This is a genomic window from Planomonospora algeriensis, from assembly GCF_977012225.1.
Window position 1 is genome coordinate 1 of the sequence record NZ_CDRNDK010000522.1, and the last position, 3,961, is coordinate 3,961.

Consider the following 3,961-nt stretch of genomic DNA (forward strand, 5'->3'; position numbering starts at 1 on the left):
CCCGGCGACCTGCCCGGCGGTGTCCCTGTCGGCCACCGACCGTGCGACCGGTCGCCCCTGCGGCCCCGGTACGGCCCCCGAGGGCGCTCTGCGGCCGGGTACGCCGGTCGCCGGGCGGGTTCTGGCGGGCCCCGCGCGGCGCGGGGAACCTCTCACCGACGTCCGCCTGCTCGGCCCGAGCCTGCTGGCCGCCCATCCGCCCGGCACGGTCGCCACGCCGGTCCGCGTCGCCGATCCCGAGAGCGCCCGCCTGCTGTCCCCCGGAGACGTGGTGAACGTGCTCGCCGCGCCGACCGGCTGGGACGGCTCCTCCGCCCCGGCCCGGATCGTGGCCGAGGGCGTCCCCGTGCTCACCGTCCCCGCGAGCGAGAGCGACCGGGACACGCTCCTCATGCTGGCCACGACCTCGGATCAGGCGATCGAGCTGGCCTCCGCCCAGTCCGGCGGCCGGCTGTCCATCACGATCACCTCTCCCCGGCAATGATCAGGCCATGACAGGGTAATAGCGCCCGCACCCCCGAAGACGAACGACCCCGGAGGCCGGCAGGCCCCGGTCAAGGAGTGGTCATGCTGAGTGGATTCAAGAAGTTCCTGATGCGCGGCAACGTGCTCGACCTCGCCGTCGCCGTGGTGATCGGCGCCGCCTTCACCGCAATCGTGACGTCGTTCGTCAAAGACCTCATCAACCCGCTCATCGCGGCGATCGTCGGCAAGCCCGACTTCAGTCACCTGAAGCTGAACATCGGCGCCGGGGAGCTCACCTACGGCAACTTCCTCAACGCGGTGATCTCGTTCCTGCTGATCGCCGCAGTCATCTACTTCCTGGTCATCACCCCCTATGAGAGGATCACCGCCCGGTTCGCCACGCCGGAGGAGACGAAGCTGCGCGAGTGCCCCGAGTGCCTCTCGGAGATCCCCAAGGCCGCCGTCCGCTGCCGCCACTGCACCGCCCAGGTCTCCCCGATGACGTGACCGGGCTCTCGCCGACCGGTCGGGATCCCGGCCGGCGGGAGGCCGGCGGAGGCCAGCGGGAGGTCAGAGGAGCGAGCCGAGCTTCGGGTCGTACTCCCAGTGCCACGGCTCGAAAGGGCTGGAGTAAGCCCACTGGGGATGGAACCACCCGAACTTCTTGCCGTTGGCCTCCACCCAGTTGAACTCCGCCGAACGGAAGTTCTGCACACCCCCGCACAGGTCCACGGCGAGCCCCAGACCGTGGTTGCTGCGGCCCGGAACGGCGGCCAGGCCGGGACGGCGGTAGTAGACCGACTGCTGCTCAGCCAGGCTCCGGTAGGCGTCCGTGACGCACATGGGCTTGCCGAACCTCTTGCGGTAGGACTCGTTCATGCTGATGAACGCGATCGCCGCGTCGGCCCTGAGCTGGTGGCCGGGCTGTTGGAGCGGGCACAGGTAGGCCTTCGGGATCAGTCCGTTGGGGAACTCACCCGCCGAGTTCACCTTCGTCGGATCACACCCGAGTGCCGCCCGCCCGACTTTGTCGATCTTGATGCCCAGTTTCACAAGCGCCTTGGTGAGCGTCTTCACCAGCTTGTCCGAACGCGCCTGGAGCGTCTTGATCTCGGCCCCCATCTGGGCCTCCGCCAGCAGTGTCCCCGCCCGCAGCTCCTGCGCCTCGGCCGCCAGCCGCTCGCGCTCGGCCTGCAGGCGGCTGCTCTCCTCCAGCACCTGGTCCCGTTCGGCGATGAGCTGGGTGACATCCGTCATGGCGCGCAGCGTGTCGCCGTCGGAGTCCCCGGACAACAGGCCCGCGACGTCCCCTCCGACCGGCTGCTGGTAGAGCAGCCCGGCGAGATCGGACAGCGGCTGCCGCATCTGGGCGAAGGCCCGTTCCGCGGTCTGCAGCTCCCGCAGCTTGGCGGTCAGCGCCTTCTGCGCCTCACGGATCTTGGCGCGCCGCTGTTCCAGGGCCTTGGTGGCGGCCTCCAGGTCCTTCGCCGCCTTCTCGGCGTCCCGGCGGAGCTCCGTGAGGTTCACCGGATCGCGCCGGGCGGAGGCCCGGGCCTCTGCGGGCGCACCCTGCCGTACGCCGGCCGGGGACCTCAGGCCGGTCGGAGAGTGCGCCGTCCGGCCCGCGGCGGCCTGGGGTTCAGCGTGCACCTGCGGTGCGGCGGCCCCGGCCTTCACCGGTGACCGCTGCGCGGCGGCGACCCCCGGTACGAGGGAAGTCATCGTCGCGACAACGACGATCAGACCCGCTGATCGACGAGGTAGCACGTTCGACCCCTCCGTTTGCGAACTCGTGACCCGGGTCAGGCACGCACGTTACTACAGCTCACCGGATGCCCGAGCCAGACTCCTCGCAGCCGCTATGCGCCGAACGCCCCATTTTGCAAGCTCCGCCCCAGGCTTCCCGCCGGTTCCACCCGGGCAGATCGCGGGCGATCTCCGGCCTGCCGCCGGTCTCGAGATCTCAGATCTTCTGCCGGTTGCCGTCCAGGCAGATCTCCCAGAGCCAGGTGTCCCGCCACTCCTGCGAGCACTCCGCCTCCGTGTCCGCCGGCTCCTCGGGCGGCAGTGTCGGTGAGGGCGTGGGGGACGGTGCGGGCGACCGGTCCGGCGTCTCCCCGCCCGCGGGCTCCACGGGTTCCCGCGGGCGCACCGCATCCGGCTCGTGCGCCCCCTTCGGCGGCTCCCCGCCACGGCCGGAGGCCCGCCGCTTCCGCCTCCTGTCGGCGGTCTCCGCCGCTTCTCCGGCCCTCTCCGAGGAGTCCGCCGACCGGGAGTAGGACAGGCTGACCACATCCGGCGGCATCCAGCCGTCGTACACCCGATAGGGGCGCAACGGCGGGGGCACCAGCCGGGGTTCCGTCATCCGGTTCCCGACCGGTTCGCTCTCCGTCACCGTGCTCCGGATCACCGTACCGGCGGTCGCCGTATCGCCGTTCAGCGCGCTTCCGGGCGGTGCGCCCTCCGCCGGATGCCCCTCGACCGCCCCGATGGAGAGAGGGGCCCTGGAGTCCCCGGACGATGCGGCTGCGACCGGCACGCCGCCATCGGGCGCCTCCCACGACTCCGCGTCCACGGCGACCCCGCCCACCGCCAGGTCATAGCCGGCGACCTCGGCGGCCATGAGGCCTCCCGCCAGCAGGGCCGGCACCAGCATCGCCACGCCCAGCACCATCGGCCGCGATGCTCGACGACCGGGAATCCGCTTCCGCCGCATTCTGATCACAGAGCGTGACAGTAGCCATGCCGACACCCTGATGGCTCACCCGCTTGCCATCCCTTTGACCCATCTCAGGCAAGCGATGACCCGCCCCCGCCATCCCGCTCTCTCCCCGACTGGGCACAGGCCCGATATCTTCGCTACTCTTACAGGCAGCCCTTGCCTCCGTAGCTCAGGGGATAGAGCACCGCTCTCCTAAAGCGGGTGTCGCATGTTCGAATCATGCCGGGGGCACCATCGTGACCTTGCCATCCACCGCCTGACCTGGGGGTCCTTCCCCAGTACGGCGTGCACCCTTGCGCAGCTGTAGGCCACCGCGAGCGGCCCTGAGTCGCCGTTTACGGAATATGCACGGGATGATCTTGAAGTCATCTGTACAGATCAGCAACTGATCCGACGCTCCCAGCCTTCCCGACCTTCGCCCTGACCACGAAGCATCACGTAGCAGTCACAGTCACACCAGCAGCTCAGGAAGCACAGCTGCTGATCGGCTCCTCAGCCAGCCCCATCCGCGCAAATCTGATCTCTTGCCCTCCATCCTTCGCCAACGTCCCATAGGTCTGGAAGAGGAAGTCCTGCGACGCAGGTGACGGATCAGGCCCAGGAGTCCAGTCCAGGCCACCTTTACGAACTACCACGAACCAAGTCTTAGAGGGCAACATGAGGAAGGCCGCCTCACTACAAGGCGAGACAATCACCTCAACGTTTTGCATTGCGTTCTTAGAGGGAGTTTTGTGAGGGATTGTCCTCATCTGGGTTCCCTTGGAGGTGAGGGTC

General features: G+C 69.1%; 5 protein-coding genes and 1 tRNA gene. 3 read left to right on the plus strand and 3 right to left on the minus strand.

The features are described 5' to 3' along the window. Both ACWJ6R_RS31635 and mscL read left to right on the plus strand, forming a co-directional pair. The coding region (locus ACWJ6R_RS31635; protein ID WP_449065734.1) for an RcpC/CpaB family pilus assembly protein at nt 1-484 on the plus strand (484 nt) is incomplete at its 5' end. An 83-nt stretch (nt 485-567) separates the two neighbouring features. Beyond that, entirely contained in the window at nt 568-972 is a 405-nt protein-coding gene (mscL, locus tag ACWJ6R_RS31640) for a large conductance mechanosensitive channel protein MscL (RefSeq protein ID WP_449065735.1), read from the plus strand. A 63-nt stretch (nt 973-1,035) separates the two neighbouring features. Here mscL and ACWJ6R_RS31645 read toward each other — a convergent pair whose 3' ends face one another. Continuing rightward, nucleotides 1,036-2,187, minus strand: a complete 1,152-nt coding sequence (locus ACWJ6R_RS31645) for a D-alanyl-D-alanine carboxypeptidase family protein (protein WP_449065736.1) — start codon at nt 2,185-2,187, stop codon at nt 1,036-1,038. A gap of 241 nt (nt 2,188-2,428) precedes the next feature. Continuing rightward, the gene (locus tag ACWJ6R_RS31650; RefSeq protein WP_449065737.1) at nt 2,429-3,139 is read right to left on the minus strand and encodes a hypothetical protein; all 711 of its coding nucleotides are present in this window, start codon (nt 3,137-3,139) and stop codon (nt 2,429-2,431) included. 206 nt (nt 3,140-3,345) lie between these two features. On the opposite strand from ACWJ6R_RS31650, the gene ACWJ6R_RS31655 reads away from it, so the two are divergent. After that, nucleotides 3,346-3,421, plus strand: a tRNA-Arg gene (locus ACWJ6R_RS31655). A 230-nt stretch (nt 3,422-3,651) separates the two neighbouring features. On the opposite strand, the gene ACWJ6R_RS31660 is transcribed toward ACWJ6R_RS31655, so the two are convergent. Then, the coding region (locus ACWJ6R_RS31660) for a hypothetical protein (RefSeq protein ID WP_449065738.1) at nt 3,652-3,961 on the minus strand (310 nt) is incomplete at its 5' end.

Bases quoted from the DNA above. Each gene is read 5' to 3' on its own strand.
- ACWJ6R_RS31650 (WP_449065737.1), bottom strand. From the start codon at position 3,139: ATGGTGCTGGGCGTGGCGATGCTGGTGCCGGCCCTGCTGGCGGGAGGC.
- ACWJ6R_RS31645 (WP_449065736.1), bottom strand. From the start codon at position 2,187: ATGACTTCCCTCGTACCGGGGGTCGCCGCCGCGCAGCGGTCACCGGTG.
- mscL (WP_449065735.1), top strand. From the start codon at position 568: ATGCTGAGTGGATTCAAGAAGTTCCTGATGCGCGGCAACGTGCTCGAC.